Here is a 24,608-nt window from a genome sequence, read left to right on the forward strand (position 1 = left end):
AAGACGCGTGACCACGCTACACTTTACGGAGACAACAATGAGCGATATCGAAAAATCCGCACGGCTCGAAGCCGAGACCATGCGCAAGGTGACCTGGCGCCTGCTGCCCTTCCTGATGGTGTGCTACCTGCTGGCCTTCATCGACCGTGGCAACATCGGCATGGCGTCCTTGCAGATGAATGGCGACCTCGGCCTGTCCAAGGCCGCGTTCGGCTTCGCCGGCAGCCTGTTCTTCTTCTCGTATTTCCTTTTCGAAGTGCCGAGCAACCTGGCGCTGCAGAAGTTCGGCGCGCGCAAGTGGATTGCCCGCATCATGATCACCTGGGGCCTGGTGTCGGCCTGCACCGCCTTCGTGCAGGGCCAGAACTCGCTGTTCGCGCTGCGCTTCCTGCTCGGCGCAGCCGAGGCCGGCTTCTTCCCGGGCGTGGTGCTGTACCTGACCTACTGGTTCCCGGCCGCCTACCGCGCCCGCATCGTGGCGATCTTCATGGTGGCGATTCCGATGGCCAGCTTCATCGGCTCGCCGCTGTCGGCCCTGTTGCTGCAGGCGGACGGCGTCGGCGGCCTGCGCGGCTGGCACTGGCTATTCATCCTCGAAGGGCTGCCGACCGTGCTGCTCGGCTTCGTCTGCCTGTTCTTCCTGACCGACAAGCCGGAACAGGCCGGGTGGCTGGGCAAGGAACAGCGCGAGTGGCTGTGCGCCCGCCTCGCGGCCGAGCGCCAGGACAAGAAGACGGTCACCCGCCCGTCGATCTGGAAACTGTTCCGCAGCAAGGAAGTGCTGGGCATGGCGCTGACCTGCTCGGCCGCCTCGGCCGCCGGCACGGTGCTCGGCGTGTGGCAGCCGCAGCTGATCAAGTCCTTTGGCCTGACGGTGATGCAGACCGGCCTGCTGAACTCGGTCCCCTACATCATCGCCGCCGTCCTGATGGTGCTGTGGGGCCGCCACTCCGACAAGACCGGCGAGCGCCGCTGGCACACGGTGGTGCCGCTGGCGCTGATCGGCATCGGCATGCTGTCGACCCTGGCCACGACTTCGCTGGCCCCGACCATCTTCCTGCTGTCGTGCATCCTGGTCGGCGCCTACTCGTTCAAGGGTCCGTTCTGGGCGCTGAGCTCGAGCTGGCTGGCGCCATCGGCGGCCGCGGCCGGGCTGGCCTCGATCAATGCCGTCTCCAACCTGATCGGCGGCGGCCTGATGGTCAACGTCTACGGCTGGATCAAGCAGGCGACCGGCAGCTACGCGCTGGCGCTGTTGCCGATCGCCCTGCTGTCGCTGGCCAGCATCATGACCTTGCTCTCGCTGAGCAGTGAGCAGCAGCGCGCCGCCCGCAACGCGGCGTCCGGGGCGGCCGTCTAGCGCCGCTTCCGCCAGCGGCCTGCTGGCCACTGTCCACCAAGTACTTCACCTACCGGTAATTCGCGGAGGGCGCGGCGCGTCCCTGCCCTCCCACAACACATCACAACAACGGAGACACACGATGAAAAAAACCGTCCTGACCTTGATGCTGGCGGCCGCGCTGCCCGCCACCGCCCTGGCCCAGTCCAGCGTGACCGTGTACGGCTCGATCGACGCCGGCCTGCGCGAGCAGACCAAGGTCGACGCCGCCGGGAACAGCCAGCTGACCATGGGCACCGGCAATTACTATTCGAACCGGCTAGGCTTTCGCGGCATCGAAAAACTCGACAACGGCCTGAACGTGCACTTCCAGCTCGAAAGCGGCTTCAACAGCAAGACGGGCGCGCTCGACAACACCAACAACGTGCTCTTCAACCGAACCGCCGAAGTCGGCATCGGCGGGGCCTGGGGCTCGATCGACATGGGCCACCAGTACACGATCGGTTTCCGCACCGAGAAGTTCCTCGATCCCTTCGACCATCACTACACCGGCATCGTGCCGCTGTCCTCGGGCGCGGGCACGTCGCTGCCGGCGGATGCCAAGACCGCGGGCCTGTCCGCATCGTCGAATTCGGGCACCCGCTTCAACAATGACGTGCAATACACCGGCACCTTCGGCGGCCTGACCGTACGCGGCGAATATGCGCTGGGCGAAGTCGCGGGCGACGCCAACAAAGGCACGGCACGCGGCGTGGCGTTCAGCTATACCGGCAGCACGCTGCTGGCGGCCGCCTCCTACATCCACAAGGAGACCGTGGCTGGCCTGGGCAACACGGCCTGGGTGGGCGGCGGCGGGTTCAAGCTGCACGGCGTCACGGTCAAGGCCGGAATGTCGCGTGAACGCCAGGATACGGCGACCTCGGGCATCTACCAGAACGAAACGCGCTTCGGTGGCGCCAGCTACCAGCTCAGCAAGCCGGTGGAACTGACCGCGGCGGTCTATCATTCCGACTACAGCAGCCTTGCAGCCAAGGGCGAGCGCACGCTGGACATCGTCGGCGCCATCTACGCGTTTTCGAAACGCAGCAACCTGTACGCGGAGTTCGACGTCAACCACTACGAAGGCGCGCTGGTGCCGTCGTCGAAACAGTCCACGCAGCGCGGAATTTCGGTAGGATTGAACCACCTGTTCTAATTGTCCAGCAAGGGGCGCCTCTTCGTGGGCGCCCGCTTTACAGAAAGGGGTCCCATGGCAGCCGTCATTCCTCCGTTCCACCTCGCCTTTCCCGTCCACGACCTGGAGCAGGCGCGTCATTTCTACGGAACGATCATGGGCTGCCCCGAGGGCCGCAGTTCGCCCGGCTGGATCGACTTTAATTTCTTTGGGCACCAGATCGTCGCCCACCTGTCGCCGGAGGAATGCGGCGCGCGCTGCACCAGCGAGGTCGACGGGCACCAGGTGCCGGTGCGGCACTTCGGCCTGGTCCTGCCGATGCCGGAATGGGAAAAGCTGGCCGACCGCCTGCGCGGGCTGGAGCTGGAATTCCTGATGGAGCCGCAGATCCGTTTCAAGGGCAAGATCGGCGAGCAGGCGACCATGTTTTTCCTCGACCCGTCCGGCAACGCCATCGAGATCAAGGCCTTCGACGATCCAACTCAGCTGTTCGCCAAATGATGGCGTAGCAGGAAAGCGCAATCTTCCCTTACACGCGTTGCGGTGGAAATGTTCCTCTTTTTGTCGAAAACGATTTATATTTAACTTCGGCAAGATAAGCCGTTCGACAACAACGAGACAAGGACACTCCATGAAGATTGCATCGCTCCTGCCCGCGCCGGCCCTGGCCTTCGGCGCGCTAGCCTTCCTGATACCTGCCGCCTACGCGCAAACCGCAACGCCGGCTGCGTCCGCTCCCAGCGCAGATCCGGTCGCCGCGCTGGTCAGCCAGCTGGACCTGGAAAAGTACAAAGCGACCATCAAGGGGCTGACGCACTTCGGGGATCGCCGCCAGGGCACCGAGCGCAACCGCAAGGCGCTGGACTGGATCGAGGCGCAGCTGAAGGCTTATGGCTGCACGAATGTCGAGCGGCTGCAATACCAGTACACGCAAGCGGCGCCGAAGCCGGCTGGCGCGGCGATGCCGGCGCAGGCGAGGACGGCGCCTCCGGGCGGCCGCGGCGGACCCGCTGGCCAGGGCGGCAGCATCCTGTTCGGCAACCGCATCGCGACCGGCGTGAACACCGATCCGATGCTGCAGCCGGACGAGAAGATCCGCGCCCTCGACGCCGAGCAGACGCCGGTCGGCGCCTCGCTGCGTGAGAACGTGTACTGCACCAAGGTCGGCACGACCCATCCGGAAGAAATGTACATCGTCAGCGCGCACATGGACGGCATCGGTTTTGGCGAGGCGGCCAATGACGATGGCTCCGGCACCGCGCTGGTGATGGAGCTGGCGCGCATCCTCAACGCGCCCGGCGTGACGACCGAACGCTCGATCCGCTTCGCGCTGTGGAACAACGAAGAGACCGGCCTGAACGGCGCCCGCGCCTACGTCGAGCAGCGCAAGGACTTGCAGGGCATCGAATCGCCCAAGGGTTCGGGCAACTATCCGGAGCCCAAGTGGCTGGGCATGATCCAGCACGACATGCTGCTGTGGGACCACGGCATGCCGGTGCCCAAGCTCGATGCCAGCGGCAAGCAGGTGCTCGACGCCAAGGGTCATCCCGTGTTCGTGATCTCGAAAGAACAGCGCCTGGAAGCGGACGTGAATATCGAATTCCAGTCGAACTCCAAGCAGGCCGATGCGTCCGCCAAGCTGGCCTGGGTGCTGCATGCGGCGAACAACCAATACGCGAGCAACTATCCCGCCTTCGTCGGCCCGCACATGACGAATACGGACTCGACGCCCTTCATGGACCTGGTGCCGTCGATTTCCGTGCGCGAGAACGAACGCGGGATGCAGATCGGCGCCGGTTGGGATCCGAACTGGCACCAGCCGACGGACGTGTTCAGCACTTACTCGGACAAGGACTTCATGCTGGGCTTGAATGCGGCGCAGACGACACTGGCTGCTGTCGCACAGTTGAGCGGCGCCAATATCAAAAAATAGGTCTCATACAAACATAAAGGGCATACGGGGCTACTCAAGTTTGCGGATCGCCGTTCCGCAGACTTGAGTAGCCCCGGCTTCTACTGACGACATCAACAGCCCGGGATGTGACGACGATGGCTCCGACAACTAATCAATTGCACCGTGGTCGAATCCAATCACAGGGAGGTCCAGTCAATGACTCGGAACGATGGTCGCAAGATGCCCCGCTCCTGGCACCAATTGCCATCGACATGACAAACAGGCTCGAAGCGCGGCACAGCCAGCGTGAACAGGTCGCGCGTGCGAAAGCATTCGAGGACGCACGCCGTTTCATCAGAAATGCATCGATTCACGGTGGCGTAGCAGCGCATACCGTAAAATCGTTTCTAGTGAGAGGCGATTCATCCGGCCGCCGTGTCGATGGAAGTTCAAAGCGGGCTTGCATTTGTATGAGTACGTTTTTGTATCCCGGTTTTCTACGCGACAAACAAGAGTACGCCGCATTGCGGGGCTTTTGGACGCATCATCTGCTGGCGGCAATGCCCTCCGATGAGCCATGCGAAGCGTACGCCAATGACCAATTCGCAAATGGCGAGCTCTTTTACGACGGCAATCCGATTGCCAGCGCGGTCAACTGGCGTAAGCAGCACGCCGTTCGAATCATCCAGCAATTGTCAGCTGAGTTTGGCGAGAATTACCTGAGCTGGACAAGCGAGATTCAATTGCAAGGTCCTGGACAAGCGCTTCCCGTCGCAGTGACGGAAAAAGTCATTGCGTTGACGCTGACAGAGAAAACACTTCAACGGGCCCTCACTGAAATCCAGCAGTGGCTGAGCGAACCATCGCCCTGATGCCAGCGGCTTATGGCCCGGCCAAGATTTTTCATTAGCGGGCTTGCGCGGGCGCGCTTAAGATGACGAGCGCCAGAACTCGTCCGGGATGTCCATGAAACCCTTGCTCGCGATGCTAGCCCTGTCCATGCTCTCCACCTCCGTGATGTCCGCTCCCCTGTCCGAAGCGCGGGCGGCCGCGCTGACCAGGCAGCTGCAGGCCATCGTCGACGACCCGGCGATGCCGCTGCCCGGCCTGTCCGTCGTCGCGCTGCGCCACGGCGAGATCGTCTACAGCGCCCAGTTCGGCAGCAAGCGCCTCGCCACGCCAGGCGCGCCCGCGCAGCCGGTCGACCGCAACACCATGTTCCGTGTGGCCTCGGTCTCCAAGTTCGTCACCGCGCTGGGCACGATGAAGCTGGTCGAACAAGGCAAGCTGTCGCTCGACATGGATATAAGCGACGTGCTCGGCTACCGCCTGCGCAACCCGCACTTCCCGGACCAGCCGATCACCCTGCGCATGCTGCTGACGCATACCTCGTCCCTGCGCGACGAAGGCGGCTTCAAATGGGCGCCGGACGTCGACCTGAAAGACGTGCTGGTACCCGGTGGCCGCTTCTACGGCAAGGGCGACGCGTGGTCGGCAACGCATGCGCCGGGGCGCTACTTTGAGTACGTCAACTTCAACTGGGGCCTGATCGCCACGATCATGGAGCGCGACGGCGGCGAGCGCTTCGACCGCCTGATGCGCCGCTTGATCTTCGACCCGATGCGCCTGAAGGCGGGCTTCTATCTCGCCGATTTCGCGCCCGCGAACATCGACGACGTGGCAACGCTCTACCGCAAGCGCGAAAAGGACGGCAACGAAACCTGGGACCCGCAGGGCCCGTGGATCGCGCAGGCGGATGACTTTGGCGTGGAAGCCCCGACCGCACCGCCCGGCATGGACAAGTACGTGATCGGCACCAATGGCACTGTCTTTGGACCGCAAGGGAGCCTGCGCATTTCGACGAACGATTTGGCGCAGATCATGCTGATGCTGATGAATGGCGGGAACTACCACGGACAGGCCATCCTCCAACCGCATACGGTCGACCTGATGTTCGCGCGCCAGTGGACGCTGACCGGTGACGGCGAAAACGGCAATGGCGACAGCGATTACTTCCACGGCCTGTACCACGCCTGGGGTCTTGGCAACCAGCAGTTCACCGACACCAGCATCGTGTCCAGAGGCCGCGCCGGCGGCGACCGGCTGGTGCAAGGCGGCGGCTTCACCGGCGTCGGTCACCTCGGCTGGTCGTGGGGACTGAACGCGCTCTTCGTGTTCAACCGCGACACGAAGGACGGCATGATCTATGTGAGCAGCGGCGTCGGCGCCAATCCGGACCTGCAGCCCGGCAGCTTCTCGTCGGAAGCGCGCTTCCAGGAACGCATCACGGACGCCATCTACCGCGGCGCGATCAAGGCTCCCTGACCGGCACCGCCGCCGGTTCGGGCCGCTGCGCCGGAATGTGCACGTGCTGCTTGATGTGCTTCAGGTTGGCGGTGATCGTAAAAGTCATCATCACCAGCAGCGACCAGGCGCTCCATTTGCTCACGTGGACCGCCGACCACGCACCCAGCTGGTTGGGGTACTTCCACACGCCGAAGAAGGTGCCGATGTTTTCGGCCAGCCAGATGAAGAAGCCGGTCAGCACGAAGCCCAGCAGCAGCGGCATGCGGCGCTCGCGGTCAAGCGGCCGGAACACCACGGTCGAGCGCGCGTACAGCCCGAGCGCGCAGGCCGCCAGATACCAGCGGTAGTCGCCGATGAAGTGGTGCGTGAAGAAATTGACGTAGATGAGGCAGGCCAGCAGGCCCGCCATCCAGTACGGAGGATGGTGCTCGATGCGCATCCCGAGCATCTTCCACGCCTGCGTGATATAGCTGCCAATGGCGGCATACATGAAACCGGAAAACAATGGCACGCCAAACAGCTTGGTCACGCCGGCTTCCGGATAGACCCAGGACTGGATGCCGCTCGAGGTCTTGAACGCCTCCAGTGCGAAGCCGATGACGTGGAACAGCGTGATCGCCTTCAGCTCGTCCACGGTTTCCAGCCTGGCGCGCACCATCCACAGCTGCACGGCGACGGCGAACACGAACAGCACGTCGTAGCGGGCGATGCCGAACAGGCCGCTGCGCGGCACCAGGAACACGGCGGCAAAGAACAGGCCGGCGAACAGGCAGGCGCGCGCCTCCTTGATGCCGAAATAAAGGAATTCGAGCGCGAACCGGCGCACCCCGTGCAGATCGTCGCGCCAGCGCAGCGAAAGCAGGTGATCGTCGAGCTGGCGCAACTGGAAACGGGGCATGGCGGCGATGGCGGATGGCTTGTCGTTCACATTAGCACAAGATCATGCACAAAAAAGACAGATTACCCGGCACGCATAGGCGCGCGCACGCGGCGCTGGCGCAAGCATTAAAAATGTCTTAAAAGTGTAATGGTTTGTCTGGTCAATAAGGCAAATGCGATTTTTGGTAACTGCTCGCATACAATAACGCGTCCAAGGAGGAGAGCATGTATCGAGTGATGTTGGTCGAAGACGACGCCCGGCTGGCCGAGCTCGTCACCGAGTACCTGTCGGGCTACGAATTTTCGGTTGAACTGGTCACGCGCGGCGATGTCGCGCTGGAGCGCTTCAAGTCGCTGGCGCCGGACGTGGTGGTGCTCGACCTCATGCTGCCGGGCCTCGACGGCATGGTGGTCTGCCGCAAATTGCGCGACATGTCGGACGTGCCCATCCTCATCCTGACCGCGCGCGAGGATTCCTACGACGAGGTGTCGGGCCTGGAGCAAGGCGCGGACGATTTCGTCAACAAGCCGGTGCAGCCGCGCGTGCTGCTGGCGCGCCTGCGCGCCCTGCTCCGCCGCGCCCAGGGCAAGGCCGGGGTGGACAGCCGCGTGCTGGAGTTCGGCACCCTGCGCATCTCCACCACCGACCGCACCGTCAACTGGCGCGGGCAGCCCTGCGTGCTGTCGAATACCGAATACAAGCTGCTGCTGGTGCTGGCCGAATCGGCCGGCCGCGTGCTGTCGCGCGATGCGCTGCTCAAGAAAATGCGCGGGATCGAGTTCGACGGACTGGACCGCAGCATCGACAATTCGATCTCCAAGCTGCGCCGCAAGTTCGAGGACAGCGATTCGGAGAAGATCAAGACGGTGTGGGGCGAAGGCTATCTATTTTCGCCGGCGGCCTGGCATTAAGTTACCGTCGTGCCCGGCACTGCCGGACCCGGCTTCCCGCGCAGGCGGGAACGACGGACTGTAAATTGCAAGCGCTTGCGCTCGTCGCAATCACTCAAACACCGGCGCAATCGCCAGCGGGGCCGTCGAGGTCAGCACCTGCGCCCGCTCCGACCCATTGAAGCGATAGGTCACCGTCGGCAGCACATTGCCGCTGTCGAAGGCCTGGCTTTCCGTCACCGGCAAAGTCCCATTGCCGCCGTCCGCCCGGCGCACCCGCGCCAGCATGCCCGATGCCTTGCGGTCGAACACGAAGCGCACCCCCACGCACTGGCGGCCGGTGACCGGCGCCTTGACGTAGCGCGCAAAGCCGAGCGCCTGTTCGCAGGCGGCGCGCAGTTCCGAGCTTTCATACGTGCTGTCCGGGCGCACCTGGATGGTCACGCGCGGAAGCAGCGCGAACTGCGCATCTTTCTGGCCGAGCGCCAGCACCGCGTTGTCGTCATACGCCGCCTTCAGTAGCGGAAACACGGTGCGCCCGGTCGCGTCCAGCGGCAACGACAGATGCGTGTTCTTGCCGTTCAGCGTCAGTTGCTGCGGCATGTCGAAAGGCACGTCCTTGGCCAGCACCTGCAGCTCGCTCTGGATCAGGTTCTTGGCGCCGCCGTATTTTTCGAACACCACCATGACCCGGTAGGCGTCGCGATAGCTGACCCAGTCGCCCACGAGCGCGCCCGCTGCCGCCAGGCTGGTGGCCTGGAGCAGTACGAGCAGCGCTAGCAGGTGGCGGGTCTTGTGCATCATCAGAATCGGTAAGCGACGGCGGCGGTAACGGTCAGGTTGGTCGGGCGCGTGACGAGGGTGCTGTCGGCCGCGCTGTTCAGCAGGCGCGTGGCCTGCACATTGGTGGTCACCATCCACGACGGCGAGATCGACCAGTTCCAGCGCACGCCGGCATGCACGTCCTTCAGGCCGCCGTGGGCCTCATAGTAGCGGTTGCCGCTGCGGACGGCGTTCGGCACGTTCACCCCGAAGTAGGACTGGTTGTAGTCGCGGTTGGCGACGATCGCCCCTGCCGAGAACGACAGCGTGTGATGGGCCGCAATATTCGCCGCCAGCCTTTGCACGCCCAGGTCGACAAAGCCGCCATGGCGGTCATTGCCGGCGCCCCACAGCACGCTGCTGGTCAGGCGCCACTGCGTGCCCAGGTAATAGTTGAAGAAGCCGCCGCCCAGCAGGCGCGTGCCGATCGGCTCCATGCCCACCAGCCGGTTGGCGGTAAGCACCTTGGCCGTGCCCGGCGAACCGACGCCGGCGCCGCCGATCATGCCCCAGGTCCCGTCTGGATTGATGGCGCCGCTGCCCACGCCGCTCTCGTCGCGACGCGGCTGCAGCGCCAGCAGCGGACCGTACTCGATTCCTGGCTGGCTCGACAGATGCATGCCCGCGTTCATGCCGGACACGAAGATGCCATTGCTCCACTGGATCTGGAGCGCCGGGACCAGCCGCGTACGGCGCAGGCTCGCGCCCTCGTAGCGCGGGGCCGACTGCAGGCCGAGGCCGACGTACATGTCGCGGCTGCCGTCGGGCATGGGGTCGTCGGCCGGCGTCTGGGCATGGGCGGCGCAGCAGGTTGTCAGCAGCGCGAGGGCGGAAAGCTTCTTCATGTCAGGGTGATAAAAGTTGGTTTGCCCATAATTTTACCCATAGGCAAGCAAACCTTATCAAAAACTGGAAAAAGCACGATGGAAGGCGGTGAGGTTAAACATTGATCATGACGCCCGGCTAGGGTGCAGGCCGGCTTGTGGCCCGCCTGCGCCCGGAATAAAAAGGCCCACGCTGGAACGCGCCGCACCAGGTGGGCAAACGGAATCGGTGTTGATATGCATGGTAGGAGCCGCCCGGCTTGAAATCCCCCCCGACATGTCGGGTATTTGTCTTCAATTTGTAGCTACACGGGAAGTTAAAAAAACCGGCGCCCGCAGCGCGACGCCGGCCAAGCCCAACCGGCGGGAGCCGGCCCCTACACAGAAAACTCAGCGCGTGATCGTGTCTTTGTGGAAGTAGATCGGCAGCAAAGTGCGATCGATCGCGACCAGGATGGCGGGACTGCGCACCATGGCAATGCAGGCCGTGCCAGCTGGCGGCACCGTTCGGAAATAGTTCACGGTAATTTGCTTGCCGTCGTTGGTGATGCTGTCCAGGACCAGGCCGTCGCAGTAGCTGACCCAGCCGGCGAACAGGCCGATCACCATCTTCTTGCTGAAGTCGATCGACGGCATGGGCTTGTCCTTGCCGGCATGGTCGGTCCACAGCTGTTCGAACGAGGACTGGTCGTTGATGATGATCTCGCGCGCCGTGTGGATGCCCGAGTCCGCGCTGTCATCGACCGCCAGCGCCATCATCAGTTCGACATCGTGGCGCACGAACTGGACCGGGGCATCGCTGCGGTCGATGGTCACCAGTTCCATCGGCGCGCCATCCACGATGGCCATGCAGACGATCGGACCGGACGGCTTGCGGATCTCATAGTCGACCACGATATTGCCGTCGCGCAGGGACACCTTGGACACCCCCAACATGCTGCCGCACGACAGCGCATTGGCGCCGGCGAACACGCCCACCACCATCTGGCGCGAGAAATCCACCGCCGGCGCCGGCGGCGCGCCGGTCATCCCCACCACCACGGAATTCCACAGCTTGGCGTAGGCGTCGGCATCCTTGATCACCACGTTCTGCCTGGCCTTGACGCCGTTATTGCCGAACTTGGCGATCGACATGAACGGCAGCGCGGTCTGCATCGGCTCCGGGATCATGATCGGCACCACCTTGTGGCTGCTGTCCAGGCCCAGGTTGGCCGCGTCGGCGTTCTTGGAGACGATGTCGAACAGCGCGCGCTTGCTGTCGTCGGCGCAGCGGGTCTGCGGGCCGGCGATCGAATCCTCGGACGAGCACTGCAGCGCATCCGGTGTGGCGCCGTACAGCTTCTGCGACCAGTTCATGTCCGGGCAGCCGTAGCCGGCGCGGTCCCAGAACACTTGCTTGCCGTCGATGACCCACAGGCGATTCTTGCGGTCCGCGCAAGAGCTCATGCCGACCGCCAGCTTGACGAAGGCGGCGCTGTCGATCACAGGATCGTTTATCACGACGTCGGCCGCGGTTTTGGTGGTCGGCGCGACGCCATCGCCACCGCCGCCGCAACCCGCCAGCACCAGTGCCAACAGCACCGTGCCCGCGCTAAAGATTCGTTTGATCATTCCGGTTCTCCCGAGTTGGTGGCCTCACAAGGCCCGACGCTGCAAATCTTATGCAGCCGCGGCCGGGAAATCCTCCGCGGGATGTCGAGGAATTGTCCTGACTTTGTATTGCTCGCATTGCAGCTAATTGCTCCTATACAATGCGAACATGTCCGCATTTCAACCCAATTTCGCAGCTGGCGGCAGGTCGCGCGCATGAACCGGATTTTTTTCCGCTTCTTCGTGCTCGTCATGCTCTCGATCACGGCGGCGACCTTTGTCATCTACCTCGCGATCAGCCAGCTGTTCGGCGATCCGGTGGAGGACATCGCACGCCGCCAGGCCGCCGCGCCGATCGTGCTGCTGCAGGACTACGTCGATCGCGCCGGCCCGGACGAATGGCTGACGCGGCTGAACAAGGCGCGCGAGACCTCGCCGGTGCGCTACGACCTGATCGACCTCGACGAAGCGCGCCAGGCGGTGCCGGTGGGCACGCTGGCCGAGCTGGAACGGGGCGACGTGGTGATCGTGCCGGCCACGCGCACCCTGTACCGGCGCGTCGACCTGAATGGCGAGCGCTACATCGGCAGCGAGCACGACGTGCTGCGCGCCACCAACCTGCCGATCGACCTCGCGGTGGCGCTGCAGAAGGAGATCGTGCGCTTCGTGATCGTCGCGCTGGCGCTGCTGGTGCCGATCGCGCTGTGGTCGCGTTCGCACTGGCAGGGCCTGCAGGTGCTGTCGCGCGTGGCCGACGAATTCGGCGCAGGCCAGCTGGACGCGCGCGCCCACATGCAGCCCTCGGCCAGCATCTATCCGCTGGCCGAACGCATCAACCACATGGCCGACCGCATCGCCAACCTGCTGCAGTCGCAGAAAAACCTGCTGCACTCGGTCTCGCACGAGCTGCGCACGCCGATCGCGCGGCTGGAATTCGGGCTGGAGCTGCTGTCGGCCAAGGCGGCCGACCCGGCGCTGGAAAAGCGCATCAAGGCGATGGAAGGCGACGTCGCCGAGCTCAACGACCTGGTCAACGAGCTCCTCGGCATGGCGCGGCTGGACAGCGCGCAATCGTTGCAGCTGGCGCCGTTCACGCTGGGGCCGATGCTGCGCGACTGCGTGCAGGCGCTGCCGCCCTCCCCGCACACGCTCGGTTGCGCGCTGGGCGATGAATTGGGCAGCGTCGAGGCCGACCGGCGCCTGCTCGGCCGCGCCATTTCCAACCTGCTGCGCAATGCACAGAAGTATGCGGGCCAGCGCATCGTGCTGTCGGCGGCGCGCACGGAGGCGGGCCGGGTCGAGATCGCGATCGAGGATGATGGGCCGGGAATCCCGGCGGAGGACCGCGCGCGCATCTTCGAGCCCTTCTACCGGCTGGACCGCAGCCGCGACCGCGCGACCGGCGGCTTCGGGCTGGGGCTGTCGATCGCGCAGAAAGCGGTAGTGCTGCACGGCGGGACGCTGCAGATCGATGAGTCGCCGACGCTGGGTGGCGCGCGCTTCATCATCGCGTTGCCGCCGGAGCGGGTGCTTTGACGCCAAAGCGAAAGTCATACTAAAAACCGTCGCCCCCGCGAAGGCGGGAATCCATGCCGAGTGTGCTTTACGCACCTTGTCTATGGGTCCCCGCCTGCGCGGGGACGACGGGGTGTGAGCTAATCAAAAAAAATCCCGCCGTTTGGCGGGACTTGGATGTTGCTTACTTCTGCTTGCCGTACTTGGGCGGCTCCGGCGGATTCACGTGCGTGACCGCATACCACCAGTTCTCCCACCAATGGTCGCGCGCATGCACGTGCACCAGGCATTGGCGATCGATCTCGCCCTTGAACAGCTGGTCCGGACACTTGTTGGTCATCAGCGCATAACGCTGGTTCTCGGCATTCACGATCGCGATGCTGAGCCACACGATCAGGAAAGCAAGGATGACCACCAGCGTCCACGCCAGCTGGTTCACATTACTGGTTTCAAACAGGTCCTCTTCGCGCGGGCGCGAGCCCTCGTAGATCTTGAGGATGTCCCGTTCAGCGTCACTCATTTCGACTTCTGGGCCTTCGCAATCAGTGCATCGACCACCTGCAGGGTGGCCTGGAACAGCTCCTGCTCGGAGCTGGCTTTCACCGAGCCGCCGACCTGGGCCGGCGAGGTGACATATTTACCATCGACGATGATGGTCGGCACGCTGTCGACCTTGTAATCCTGGCTGACGATGGCGTTCAGGCGGCGCAGCTTGGTCATCACGCCGAAGGAATTCCAGGTGTCGGTGAACTTGGCCTTGTCCAGGCTCGGCTGCTTGGCGGCCCAGTCCAGGATCGCCTTGTCCGACACATTGCGGTCGCGCATCACGATTTCCTTCACGCCAGCCATGGCCTTGGACTGGAGCTCCTCGTTCTTGCCCATGGCCGACAGCGTCAGGAACAGGTGCGCCTCGGGATCGCTGGCGCCCTGGTACGGCATGTGGACGCGCTTGAAGATGATGTTCCCGTCCTGCTTTTTGACCCACTGCTCGAGGGTAGGTTCCAGCGCCTGGCAGTGCGGGCAGTGGTACATGAAGAACTCGATCACCTCGATTTTCTTGCCGACCGTCGCCGACGGCTGCGGCTGGGCCAGCACCGTGTATTCGACTCCCTGCTTGGGATCGGTGGGCGACGCGAAGGCTGTACTGACAACCAGGCTGGCGGCGACAATGGCAAGACGCAGGACGCGCATAAGTATCCTTATTGAAAGAGTTAAACAGACGAACGCGAGATTACCACTTTTTGCCCGGCCAGCCTAAGGCGGAAACCAATTTTCACGCTTTGTTTCGCAGTTTAAGCCTGGCTTAAGGACGGCGGCCGCGCGCCACATCCAGCACCTCGCACAGTTTGGCCGTGCCGTCGGCGGTGCGCGGGCCGGGGCGCGTGAGGAGCTCGCCATCCAGCGTGAACAGGTTGCCGCGCTGGACGGCGGCGACCGCCTTGTACGGCTTCCAGATATGGATGCCGCGGTCGCCCGGCGCGTGCTCGTCGCCGGAGAGGATGACTTCCGGGTCCTTGGCCAGCACCGCTTCCAGGCTGACTTCGGGCGCGATCACGGCCAGCTTGCCGAACACGTTCTGGCCGCCGCAGGTGCGGATCATATCGCTGACGATCTGCTGGTCGTTGAGGGTGTAGATCGGCTTGTCCCACACCTGGTAGAACACACGCACCGGCGCGGCATGGGCGTAGCGCGCTGCCAGCCTGGCGACCGTGGCGCGGTAATCGGCCGCGGCGCCCTGCGCCTGCTGTTCGGTGCCGAGCAGCGCGCCGAAGCGCTCGATGCTGCTGGCCACCTGCTCCAGCTTGCGCGGCTCGCTGTGGAATACCGGGATGCCGAGCCGCGCCAGCTGCTCGATCTGGCGCGCCGTGTTCCCGCTCTGCCAGACCACGATCAGGTCCGGCTTCAGCGCGATCACGCGCTCGATGTCGATCTGGCTGTTCGAGCCGACCAGCGGGATCGCTTTCGCTTCCGGCGGATAGTCGCTCCAGTTCATGGCGCCGACGATGCGCTTGCCGCCTCCGGCCGCGAACAGCAGCTCGGTCGCATGCGGCGCCATCGAGATCACACGCTGCGCCGGCCGCGCCAGCGTGACGCGCGCGCCGGTGTCGTCCACCACGGTGACGGCGGCGTTGGCGGCCGTGGCCACCGACAGCAGGAGCGCAGGCAGGAGCTTGTTCATGGATGCCTCGATTCGGGAATGAAGATGGTGCGTTCGCCATGCGCGATCGCCGCGACCGGGTGGCCGAGGCAGGCGCCGAGGAGGTCCGGCCGCATCACCTCGCGGACGGGGCCGGCGTGCCAGCCGCCGCCCGGCATCAACAATAGCGCATGGGTCGAGCCGGCGAAAGCCTGGTTCAGGTCATGGATGGCCTGCACCGCCAGCTTGCCCTGTTCGCGGCACAGGCGCGCCAGCAGTTCGGTGACGGCCACCGCATGGCCAAGGTCGAGCGCGTTGGTCGGCTCGTCGAGCAGCAGCAGCGGCGTGTCCTGCGCCAGCAGCGCGGCCAGCGCCACCCGCTGGCGTTCGCCGCCGGACAGGGTGCGTACGTCGCGTCCGGCCAGGTGGGCCGCGTCGAGCAGCGCCAGCGCGCGCTGCGCGGCTTCCACGTCCTCGGCGCCTTCCCAGTAGCGGCCGCCCTGGTAGGGATGGCGCGCCGCCAGCACGGTATCGATGACGCTGTAGGCGAATGCGTCGCCGCGCGCCTGCGGCAGCCAGGCGCGCGCGCGGGCCAGCTCGCCCAGCGGCCAGCTGGAAAGCGGACGGCCGTCGAGCTTCACCTCGCCGCCGTCGGCGTCGCGCACGCCGGCCAGGGTGCGCAGCAAGGTGCTCTTGCCCGCGCCGTTGGCGCCGATCACGCACCAGTTTTCGCCGGCGCGGGCCTGCCAGTCCAGGCGCTCGAGCAGGACCCGCTGCCCTGCTTTCAAAGTGAGGTGGGTGGTTGTGATCATGTCCGGCGCAGGTGCAGCTGGTGCAGCTGGAACAGGAAGACCGGCACGCCGATCAGGGAGGTCAGCACGCCCACCGGCAACTGCTGCGGCGCGATCACGGTGCGCGCCAGCGTGTCGGCCACCACCAGCAGGCTGCCGCCCGCCAGCGCCGATGCCGGCAACAGGACCCGGTGGTCGGCGCCGAAAGCGAAGCGGCAGGCATGCGGCACCACCAGCCCGACGAAGCCGATCGCGCCGCCGGTCGTGACGGCGCAGGCGGTCAGCACGCCCGAGCAGGCAAACAGGAAGCGGCGCAGCGCGCCCACGTCCACGCCGAGCGCGGCGGCGGCGTCGGCATGCAGCGCCAGCACATTGAGCGCGCCGGCGCGGCGCAAGGCCAGCACCAGCGCCGCAGCCAGCACCACCCACGGCAGCAGGCGCCAGCTGGTGCCGGCCAGGTCGCCGATCATCCAGAACACCATGCTGCGCAGGCGCGATTCCGGCGCGATCGACAGCAACAGCGTGACCAGCGCCATGCAGGCCGAGGCCAGCACCACGCCGGTCAGCAGCAAGGTGCCGGTGTCGGACGCGGCTTCGCGCCGGGTGCCGAGGTCACGCCGCGCCAGCGCATACAACATCAGCGAGACGCCGGCCGCGCCAGCCAGCGCGCCGGCGTCCACCATCCACATCGCGGCGCCGACGAACAGCGCGGTGAGCGCGCCCACCGCCGCGCCGCTGGAGATCCCGAGCACGTAGGGATCGGCCAGCGGATTCCTCACCAGCGCCTGCATCATCACACCGGCCAGCGACAGGCTGGCGCCGGTGACGAAGGCGCTGCTGGCGCGGCCGAGCCGCAGGTCGAGCAGGGTTCCCGCCATGCCCTCCGGCCTGGCCAGCAGCACCTCGCGCAGCGCGCCGGGCAGCTCCGCCGCGGGCAGCGCGACCGAGCCCGCGAGCCCGGCCGCCGCCATCGCCAGCAGCGCGCACCCGATCAGCAGCGCCAGCACCCAGCGCTGGCGGCGGGCTGCATCGAGCGGGCTGCGAAAGGCATGCATGGCGTCAGAACGCGTAGCGCGCCGACAGCTTGAGCTGGCGGCCGTCGCTCGGGTAGATGCCCGACTTGCAGCCGAAAGCGTTGCTGTAGTACTGGCGGTCAGTCAGGTTGTTGCCGGCCACCGCCAGCTCCCACGGGCCGAGCTGGCGCGCGTAGCGTGCATCCAGCGTGGCGTAGGACGGGATGCGCGCGCCGCAGCTGTTGCTGAAGTCATTGCCGTAGCGCTGGCTCGACACCCACTGCGCGCCGACGTCCGCGCTCTGGCCATTACCCGGCACCCAGGCGAGGCGCGCCGACAGCGTATTGCGCGGCACCAGCACCATCTCGCGGCCGGCGTTGGGGCCGGCGGTGAAGCTGGCGTCCACGTGCTGCAGGTGGCCGCTGATGCGCCAATCCTGCGCCAGCGCGGCCTGGCCGTCGATCTCCACGCCCTGGCGGCGGGTCGGGTCGAGGTTGGTGTTGGCGCCCCAGCCGTTGATGGTCGGGTCGAAGAAGATCTCGTTGCGCAGGCGGTGGCGGAACACGCGCACGGCGACGTTATTGACCGCGCCGCCGAGGGTCGCGCCCAGTTCCAGGTCGTGCGAGGTCTGCGCGTTCAGCACGCCGATGCTGGAGCGGTAGCTGTTCTCGTCCGCGTTCGGCAGGCGGTAGCTCTGCCCCGCCTTGGCGTGCAGGCCCAGGCCCGGCGCCACGTCATAGCTGGCCTGCAGGTCCCAGGCGTTCTGCGACTGCACGCTGTGCTCCGGCGCGGTCGACATGCCGAGCGGGTCGACGTAGTCCTTGTCGAACACTTCGTGGCGCGCGCCGGCGGCCACGCGGCCGTTGTGGGCCGCATCCCAGCGCAGCTCGTCGCGCACATAGATGGCTTTCGAATCCTGGCTGGCGTCGGCCAGCGAGAAGTCGGCGGTGGTCTTGCGGTTCCAGCGGATCAGGTCCGCGCCCGCCACCAGCTCGTTGCGCATGCCGTCGATGTCGGACAGGTTGCGCATGCGCGGCGAGAACTGGGTCTGGCGGCTGTCGTACTTCGAGCGCGAGTAGAACGGGCCGCTGCCGTAGTTGTATTCGTAGGCCGCCTTGACGGTCTTCTCGCGGTGCGACAGCTCGGCCGCGATTTCGGTGGCGCCCAGGTGGTGCTCGACGAAGGCGGTGACACGGTCGCTGTCCAGCGAGCCGAAGTCGTGCGGCGTCTTGCTCTGGCGCGGGTCGGCCTGGAACTGGGCCTCGGTCAGCGATCCCGGCAGGCGCGAATCCTGGCGCGCGCTGTCGACGCGGATGCCGGCGCGGCCGCCATCGTAGGAGTAGGCGGCGCCGCCGTTGAAGTTGGTCTGCTTGAAGCGGTTGTTGGCGCGGTAGTTGTCGGTGTCCTGGTTGCCGATCGAGCCGTCCAGCGCCCACTGGCCGATGCCGGCCGACAGGTTGGCGCGCAGGTCGCGCGCCTCGAACTGGCCGTAGGAAGCCAGCACCGAACCGTGCACGCCGCGCGCCGCGCCGCTCTTGGTGAAGATCGCGATCACGCCGCCGGTGGCGCCGTCGCCGTACAGCACGCTGCTGCCGCCGCGCGTGATCTCGATGCGCTCGACGCTGTCTACCGGGATGGTGGACAGCACGGCGCCGGACAGCTCGTTCTCCGACAGGCGCACGCCGTCGACCATCACCACCAGGTTCTGGCTGCTGTTGGAGCCGAAGCCGCGCAGGTCGAGCGCGAAGTCGGGCGAGCCGTCCAGGCTCTGGCGACCGAACACGCCGCCGATCTTGCGGATCGCTTCGTTGACATCGGCGCTGCCGGCGCGGCGGATCTCGTCCGCGGTGATCACGGTGGAGCCGATCGGCGCCAGCGCCGGGTCAGCCGGGAAGCGCGCGCCGCTGACGACGACGGTGGGCACATCGGCTTCGTCCGCGAAGGCGGCCGAAGCGGCAAAGGTCAGGGAGACGGCGAGGGCGAGCGCGAGCGGCTTGGCGGCCGGTGCGACGCACGGGACAACACGAATAGTCATGGCAATCAATGATAAGTGTGCATCCGCCCTGCGTCCCCGCAGAGCCGGATTCAACGGAAGTCGCTTCGATGGCGCTTCCACCTGTCCTGGCCGGTATCCGGGCTCGCAAGACGGACCGCCTCACCTTCCTATGCGCATGCACAGTGGTTGTCGAGACAGCCAGCCGCCGATGGGCGGCGCTTGTTTACCGTTGCGGGGGCAGCACACCTTGGCCGGACGCGAGGGTCGCATGCGGCCTTGTGTTTCCCGTTTAACTGCACGCGTGGTCACGCGCGCGGGCACCAGAACCCGGCGATTATAAACCTATCAAGACCCTGGCCCAAGAGCGGCTGTGGTTTTTGGCGACCCAGGTCAAGCATGCATACGTTGCTTATTTTTCACTTTCGGGGCTATATTGCATTGCTTACAAAAACGACAAGCCCAAACTGGAGGATGCATGAGACGTATCGTGAAGACGTCGCTGGCGGCGGGATGCTTCGCCGCCGGCCTTGCAGCGGCAGTAGTGCACCAGGGCGCGGCCCCGCCCGCGCCGGTGGCCAGCCCCGATGCGATCGCGCTGGCGCCTCCAGGCGCCGCAGCGGTCGTGGCGCCAAGCAGCGCCGACGCCTGGGGCGGCCCGCGCAGCGGCAACGAGCCCACGCTGTCGGACCGCGTGGTGCGCTACGAGATCGAGGCCACGCTCGATCCGAAGCAGCACACCGTGACCGGCAAGGAGAAGCTCACCTGGCGCAACCGCAGCCAGCAGCCGGTGAAGAGCGTCTACCTGCACCTCTACATGAACGCCTTCGAAGGCGAGCAAAGCACCTTCTTCACCGAAATGCGCAACGAGGCGGCCGCCTTCCGCTCGGGCGTGGACATCAAGGACGGCGAGTGGGGCCACATCGCGCTGAGCCAGGTCGCGCAAGGCGGCGCCAAGGTGCCCTGGACCTTCGTTCATCCCGACAACGGCCCGGCCACCGACCACACCGTGGTGCGCTTCGACCTGCCGCAGGCCGTCGCGCCGGGCGCGTCGACCACGCTCGACATCGACTTCCTGACCCAGCTGCCGCGCGTGATCGCGCGCACCGGCTACTTCGACAGCTTCCACCTGGTCGGGCAGTGGTTCCCGAAGATCGGCGTGCTGGAACTGCCGGGCGAACGCGGCGCCACCGCACCGCGCTGGAATGCGCACGAGTTCCACCTGTACTCCGAGTTCTACGCGGACTTCGGCAGCTATGACGTGAAGATCAGCGCGCCCAAGGACTACGTGGTCGGCGCCGTCGGCGAGCTGCAGGGCGCGCCGGTGGAGAAGAACGGCATGCTGACCCACCACTACGTGCAGGACGACGTCCACGACTTCGCCTGGACCGCGGACAAGAACAGCGGCGCGCCGCTGGAGGACACCTGGACCAATCCGGGCAGCCCGCAGGTCAAGCTGCGCGTGCTGTACCCGAAGGAGTACGTGGCCAGCGCAGCGCCGGCGCTGAAGGCGGCCAAGGATTCGCTGACCTACTTCTCCAACACCCTCGGCCCGTATCCGTACAAGACGCTGACGGTGGTGATCCCGCCACATAACGCGACCGAGGCGGGCGGCATGGAGTACCCGACCTTCTTCACCGCCGAAGGCTATGCCAAGGTGGAACCGGGCACGCTCACCGCCGACATGCTGGACTTCGTGACCATCCACGAGTTCGGGCACGGCTACTTCTACGGCATCCTGGCATCGAACGAGTTCGAGGAGCCGATGCTCGACGAGGGCCTGAACGAATACTGGGACATGCGCATGATGCGCGACCAGAACCGCCCGATCCACGCCACCACCCCGCTGCTCAAGGCGCTCGGCTTCGCGCCGAAATTCAAGGTGTTCGACTACGAACGTGGCGGATCGGCGCGCGAAGAGCCGGCCGACCCGCTCGGCCAGCATGCGTGGGACCGCCTGCAGACCATCGGACCGGTCTACACGCGCACCGCGACCGTGATGCGCGACCTGGAGGAAAAGGTCGGCAAGCCGGCGATGGAGCGCGCGTTCAAGGAATACTACCGGCGCTGGAAGTTCCGCCACCCCAGCAGCGCCGACTTGCGCGAAACGCTGGCCGAAGTGACAGGCCAGCGCGACGTGGTCGAGCAGGCCTTCGCCCTGCACGTCTACAGCGCCAACAAGGTCGACGACCGCCTCACCTCCCTGACCAGCGTGGAACAGGCGCCGCAGCCCGGCACCGCCGAGGTGGGCGGCAAATGGGTCGAGACCACGGGCAAGGACGCCGACAAGAAAGCGGAGGCGGCGCACGAAGCGTGGAAGAAGGCGCACCCGAAAGCGAAGAGCGGCGGCCCCTACCCCTTCCTGACCACGGTGACGGTGCGCCACTACGCCGCGATCGTGCCGCAGACGCTGCTGGTCAAGTTCGACGACGGCAGCAGCGAGACGGTGCAGTGGACCGCCAACGAGCGCTTCCACAAGTTCACCTGGCTCAAGCCCGCCAAGGCGGTATCGGCCGAACTGGATCCGAAGGGCCTGTACTACATCGACGCCAGCCGGCTGGATAACAGCCGCACGCTCAAGGCCGACGGCAGCGCCGCGCACCGCTGGGGCTTCGACTTCGCCGCCCTCGCCCAACTGATCCTTTCCCTGATTGCGACCGTATGATGAACGCCACCATCCAAACCGAGACCCCGGCAGCAACCGGGGTGGCCGCCGCGCCGGCCAAGCCTGCCAAGGCTGCCGCCGTGCTGCGCGCGGTGCGCGCCGCGCTGCAGTGGCGCCTGGTGCTGCTGTGGACCGCGCTCCTGCTGCTGCCGACCGTCGTCGCGACGATGCCGGTGATGCAGCTGCTGGCCGCGAGCCTGAACTTTTCGGTGCACTCGCCGGAGCTCGCGACCGCGCTCGACCTGAACACCATCAGCGACCTGACCGTAGCCAACGGCCGCGCCGGCACCGGCATCGGCAATGGCAGCCTGCTCGCGCTGGCGTTCACGCTGCTGCTGTCGCCGCTGCTGGCGGGGATGACGATCCAGGCCGCGCGCGCCGCCGGCACGCCGGGCTTCGGCTCGCTGTTCGTCGGTGGCGTGCAGGAGTATCCGCGCCTGCTGCGCATGCTGCTGTGGGCCATCGTGCCGCTCGGGATCGTGGCCGGGATCGCGGCCGGCGCCTTCGCCGGCGCCAAAGTCTACGGCGCCAAGGCGGTGCTCGAATCCGACGCGAGCCACGCGCGCCTGCTGGCCACCTGCATCGTCGCGCTGCTGTTCGTGATCGCCGACGCCAGCCTGGACGCCGGCCGCGCCGTGCTGGCCAGCGACCGCCGCCGCAAGTCGGCGGTGAAAGCATGGTGGCAGGGCTTCAGGCTGGTGCTGCGCCGGCCGTTCGCCACGCTCGGGATCTACCTCGGCATCACCCTCGCCGGCCTCGTGCTTGCTGGCCTGCTGGCGGTGGCGCGGCTGAACGTGGCCCCGCTCGGCGTTGCGGGCTTCATCGGCGCCTTCCTGCTCACCCAGCTGGCGGTGGTGGCGCTGGGCTGGATGCGCGGCGCACGCCTGTTCGCCATGCTTGAGCTGATCCGTCCCATGCGCTGACGCGTCCGGCGGGCTGTCACCGATTCCGCTAAGATGAGACTTCTTAGCCGCACGAGGAGCCGACCATGACAGCCCGCTTTCCCACCTATTTCGTCTCGCATGGCGGCGGCCCGTGGCCGTGGATGAAGGACCAGTTCGGCCCGGCCTACGACAAGCTCGAGGCTTCGCTGGTTGACATGCGGCGCCAGGTCGGCGAGCGGCCGAAGGCGGTGCTGGTCGTGACCAGCCATTGGGAGGCGCCCGGCTTCATCACCTCGTCCAGCGCGGCGCCGGGCATGATCTACGACTACGGCGGCTTCCCGCCGCACACCTACCAGATCAGCTATCCCGCGCCGGGCCAGCCTTCCCTGGCCGAACGCACGGCGGCGCTGCTCGCGGCCAGCGGGCTGACCAGCGGCGTCGATCCGCAGCGCGGCTTCGACCACGGCACCTTCTCGATGCTGTACCCGGTCTATCCGGAGGCCGACATGCCGGTGGTGCAGCTGTCGATCCGCCAGGGCTACGATCCGCTCGAACACATCCTCGCCGGCCGCGCGCTGGCGCCGCTGAGGGACGAGGGCGTGCTGATCATCGGCAGCGGTCTGTCGTACCACAACCTGCGCCAATTCGGGGCCGCCGGGCGCGAAGCCTCGCACGCGTTCGACGACTGGCTGCGCCACGCCATGCTCGACCTCGATCCGCTGGAACGCAGCGCCGCCCTGCTGCGCTGGAGCGAAGCGCCGGGCGCGCGCGCCGCGCATCCGCGCGAGGATCACTTGATGCCGCTGATGGTGGCGCTGGGCGCGGCCGAGCGCGAACCGGCCGCCCTCGCCTATCATGAGGACGACTTCTTCGGCAGCCTGGCGGTGTCGAGCTTCCGCTTCGGGGCAGCGGCAGCGTAATCAGGTGCCGCGCTTGCCGCGCGCGGCTTCTTCCGCCTTCAGCGCAGCCTTCTCTTCGGCGATGCGGGCTTTTTCCGCCATCTCGACCTGGTGCGCGGCGACGGCGGCGGCGCGGGTTTCCGGCGATTCCAGGCTGATGCGGCCAAGGGCGCCGGTGCGGTAGTCCAGCAGCAGCGTGTGCGCGGCCTTCTCGTAATCGAACTCGCCGCCGCGCACCCGGAAGCCGCGCCGCGCCGCCACGCCTTCGATCACGGCCACGCCATCCATGCCTTCGGTCTTCAAGCCGTAGCGCGCGGTCAGCAGCTGCGGGTAGCGCTGCAGCAGCAGGGTCGCCAGCACCTCGGCCACTTCCTCCTCGATGACGGCGTTGGTGCCGATCGCATGGCTGGCCGCCAGCATGTAGCCGTCGCTGTCCATCTCGATTTTCGGCCACATCAGGCCCGGGGTATCGACCAGCACCATGTTCTGGCCGAGGTAGAGCTTCTGCTGCGACTTGGTCACGGCCGGCTCGTCGCCGACCTTGGCCACGCGCTTTTTCAGCAGTGCGTTCATCAGCGTCGATTTGCCGACGTTGGGGATCCCCATGATCATGATGCGCAGCGGCTTCTCGGCGGTGCCGCGGTGCGGCGCCAGCTTCAGGCACATGTCGGGGATGCGGGCCACGTCGGCCGGCTTCTTGGTCGTCATCGCGTACGCCGTCACGCCGGGCTGGGCGTCATAGAAGGCGCTCCACTGGCTGGTGACGGCGGGGTCGGCCAGGTCGGACTTGTTGAGCACCTTCAGGCAGGGGCGCTGGCGGAACTTGCGCAGCTGCTCGACCATCGGGTTGCTGCTCGCCTGCGGCAGGCGCGCGTCCAGCACTTCGATCACCAGGTCGGTGTTCTCCATCTGTTCCGCCGCCTGCTTCTTGGCGGCGTTCATGTGGCCTGGGAACCATTGTATCGGCATGCTGTGCTCTCAAAATCTCGAT

General features: G+C 66.1%; 21 protein-coding genes, 1 pseudogene and 1 riboswitch. Of the genes and pseudogenes, 11 read left to right on the forward strand and 11 right to left on the reverse strand.

Features of this window, described 5'->3' with window-relative positions:
* Positions 1–37 precede the first annotated feature (37 nt).
* The 6 genes from NX778_RS13650 (at position 38) to NX778_RS13675 (ending at position 6,732) form a co-directional block, all read left to right on the forward strand.
* Positions 38–1,360, forward strand: a complete 1,323-nt coding sequence (locus NX778_RS13650) for an MFS transporter (protein WP_258812297.1) — start codon at positions 38–40, stop codon at positions 1,358–1,360.
* Positions 1,361–1,481: 121 nt separating this feature from the next.
* Positions 1,482–2,534, forward strand: coding sequence for a porin (locus tag NX778_RS13655; protein WP_258812298.1), 1,053 nt, complete (start codon positions 1,482–1,484; stop codon positions 2,532–2,534).
* A 54-nt stretch (positions 2,535–2,588) separates the two neighbouring features.
* The gene (locus tag NX778_RS13660) at positions 2,589–3,014 is read left to right on the forward strand and encodes a VOC family protein (protein WP_258812299.1); all 426 of its coding nucleotides are present in this window, start codon (positions 2,589–2,591) and stop codon (positions 3,012–3,014) included.
* Positions 3,015–3,144: 130 nt separating this feature from the next.
* Entirely contained in the window at positions 3,145–4,446 is a 1,302-nt protein-coding gene (locus NX778_RS13665; RefSeq protein ID WP_258812300.1) for a M20/M25/M40 family metallo-hydrolase, read from the forward strand.
* A 233-nt stretch (positions 4,447–4,679) separates the two neighbouring features.
* Positions 4,680–5,279 carry a hypothetical protein gene (locus NX778_RS13670; RefSeq protein WP_258812301.1) on the forward strand — a complete coding sequence of 200 codons (600 nt, stop codon included), beginning with the start codon at positions 4,680–4,682 and terminating at the stop codon, positions 5,277–5,279.
* 94 nt (positions 5,280–5,373) lie between these two features.
* Positions 5,374–6,732 (forward strand): serine hydrolase domain-containing protein, encoded by a 1,359-nt coding sequence (locus NX778_RS13675; RefSeq protein WP_258812302.1) that lies wholly within the window; start codon positions 5,374–5,376, stop codon positions 6,730–6,732.
* Here NX778_RS13675 and NX778_RS13680 read toward each other — a convergent pair.
* Complete coding sequence (locus tag NX778_RS13680; protein WP_307728061.1) at positions 6,719–7,612, reverse strand: DUF817 domain-containing protein; 894 nt, start codon at positions 7,610–7,612, stop codon at positions 6,719–6,721. The genes NX778_RS13675 and NX778_RS13680 overlap by 14 nt on opposite strands.
* 206 nt (positions 7,613–7,818) lie before the next feature.
* Between NX778_RS13680 and NX778_RS13685 the strand changes: the two genes are divergently transcribed.
* Complete coding sequence (locus NX778_RS13685) at positions 7,819–8,505, forward strand: response regulator (protein WP_258812304.1); 687 nt, start codon at positions 7,819–7,821, stop codon at positions 8,503–8,505.
* 90 nt (positions 8,506–8,595) lie between these two features.
* Here NX778_RS13685 and NX778_RS13690 read toward each other — a convergent pair whose 3' ends face one another.
* The 3 genes from NX778_RS13690 to NX778_RS13700 all read right to left on the reverse strand — a co-directional run bounded on the left by NX778_RS13690 (position 8,596) and on the right by NX778_RS13700 (position 11,741).
* Positions 8,596–9,288: a hypothetical protein gene (locus tag NX778_RS13690; RefSeq protein ID WP_258812305.1), complete on the reverse strand. Its 693-nt coding sequence runs from the start codon at positions 9,286–9,288 to the stop codon at positions 8,596–8,598.
* On the reverse strand, positions 9,288–10,151 hold the full coding sequence (locus tag NX778_RS13695) for a MipA/OmpV family protein (protein ID WP_258812306.1): 864 nt from the start codon (positions 10,149–10,151) through the stop codon (positions 9,288–9,290). The genes NX778_RS13690 and NX778_RS13695 overlap by 1 nt, the downstream gene beginning before the upstream one ends.
* Before the next feature lie 369 nt (positions 10,152–10,520).
* The gene (locus tag NX778_RS13700) at positions 10,521–11,741 is read right to left on the reverse strand and encodes a hypothetical protein (protein WP_258812307.1); all 1,221 of its coding nucleotides are present in this window, start codon (positions 11,739–11,741) and stop codon (positions 10,521–10,523) included.
* Between the two features lie 195 nt (positions 11,742–11,936).
* Between NX778_RS13700 and NX778_RS13705 the strand changes: the two genes are divergently transcribed.
* A complete protein-coding gene (locus tag NX778_RS13705) occupies positions 11,937–13,256 on the forward strand; it encodes an ATP-binding protein (protein ID WP_258812308.1) in 1,320 nt (439 codons plus the stop codon).
* A gap of 163 nt (positions 13,257–13,419) precedes the next feature.
* On the opposite strand, the gene NX778_RS13710 is transcribed toward NX778_RS13705, so the two are convergent.
* The 6 genes and pseudogenes from NX778_RS13710 to NX778_RS13735 form a co-directional block, all read right to left on the reverse strand.
* Positions 13,420–13,755 (reverse strand): hypothetical protein, encoded by a 336-nt coding sequence (locus NX778_RS13710; protein WP_258812309.1) that lies wholly within the window; start codon positions 13,753–13,755, stop codon positions 13,420–13,422.
* A complete protein-coding gene (locus tag NX778_RS13715; protein ID WP_258812310.1) occupies positions 13,752–14,426 on the reverse strand; it encodes a thiol:disulfide interchange protein DsbA/DsbL in 675 nt (224 codons plus the stop codon). The genes NX778_RS13710 and NX778_RS13715 overlap by 4 nt, the downstream gene beginning before the upstream one ends.
* 112 nt (positions 14,427–14,538) lie before the next feature.
* Positions 14,539–15,414, reverse strand: a complete 876-nt coding sequence (locus NX778_RS13720) for a cobalamin-binding protein (RefSeq protein WP_258812311.1) — start codon at positions 15,412–15,414, stop codon at positions 14,539–14,541.
* A 263-nt stretch (positions 15,415–15,677) separates the two neighbouring features.
* Positions 15,678–16,184, reverse strand: a pseudogene (locus NX778_RS13725) (ABC transporter ATP-binding protein); the annotation flags it as partial.
* Entirely contained in the window at positions 16,181–17,218 is a 1,038-nt protein-coding gene (locus NX778_RS13730; RefSeq protein WP_258812313.1) for a FecCD family ABC transporter permease, read from the reverse strand. The pseudogene NX778_RS13725 and the gene NX778_RS13730, both read right to left, overlap by 4 nt.
* 4 nt (positions 17,219–17,222) lie before the next feature.
* Complete coding sequence (locus NX778_RS13735; RefSeq protein ID WP_258812314.1) at positions 17,223–19,211, reverse strand: TonB-dependent receptor; 1,989 nt, start codon at positions 19,209–19,211, stop codon at positions 17,223–17,225.
* Between the two features lie 71 nt (positions 19,212–19,282).
* A riboswitch (cobalamin riboswitch) is annotated at positions 19,283–19,512 on the reverse strand.
* 135 nt (positions 19,513–19,647) lie between these two features.
* On the opposite strand from NX778_RS13735, the gene NX778_RS13740 reads away from it, so the two are divergent.
* From NX778_RS13740 to NX778_RS13750, 3 genes are all read left to right on the forward strand, one after another.
* On the forward strand, positions 19,648–21,834 hold the full coding sequence (locus NX778_RS13740) for a M1 family metallopeptidase (RefSeq protein ID WP_258812315.1): 2,187 nt from the start codon (positions 19,648–19,650) through the stop codon (positions 21,832–21,834).
* Complete coding sequence (locus tag NX778_RS13745) at positions 21,834–22,757, forward strand: hypothetical protein (RefSeq protein ID WP_258812316.1); 924 nt, start codon at positions 21,834–21,836, stop codon at positions 22,755–22,757. The genes NX778_RS13740 and NX778_RS13745 overlap by 1 nt, the downstream gene beginning before the upstream one ends.
* A 65-nt stretch (positions 22,758–22,822) precedes the next feature.
* Entirely contained in the window at positions 22,823–23,638 is an 816-nt protein-coding gene (locus NX778_RS13750) for a DODA-type extradiol aromatic ring-opening family dioxygenase (RefSeq protein WP_258812317.1), read from the forward strand.
* On the opposite strand, the gene ylqF is transcribed toward NX778_RS13750, so the two are convergent.
* Positions 23,639–24,586 (reverse strand): ribosome biogenesis GTPase YlqF, encoded by a 948-nt coding sequence (gene ylqF, locus NX778_RS13755; RefSeq protein ID WP_258812318.1) that lies wholly within the window; start codon positions 24,584–24,586, stop codon positions 23,639–23,641. It abuts the gene before it with no gap.
* Between the last annotated feature and the right edge of the window lie 22 nt (positions 24,587–24,608).

This window comes from Massilia terrae, from assembly GCF_024753145.1.
Taxonomy (GTDB): Bacteria; Pseudomonadota; Gammaproteobacteria; order Burkholderiales; family Burkholderiaceae_D; genus Telluria; species Telluria terrae.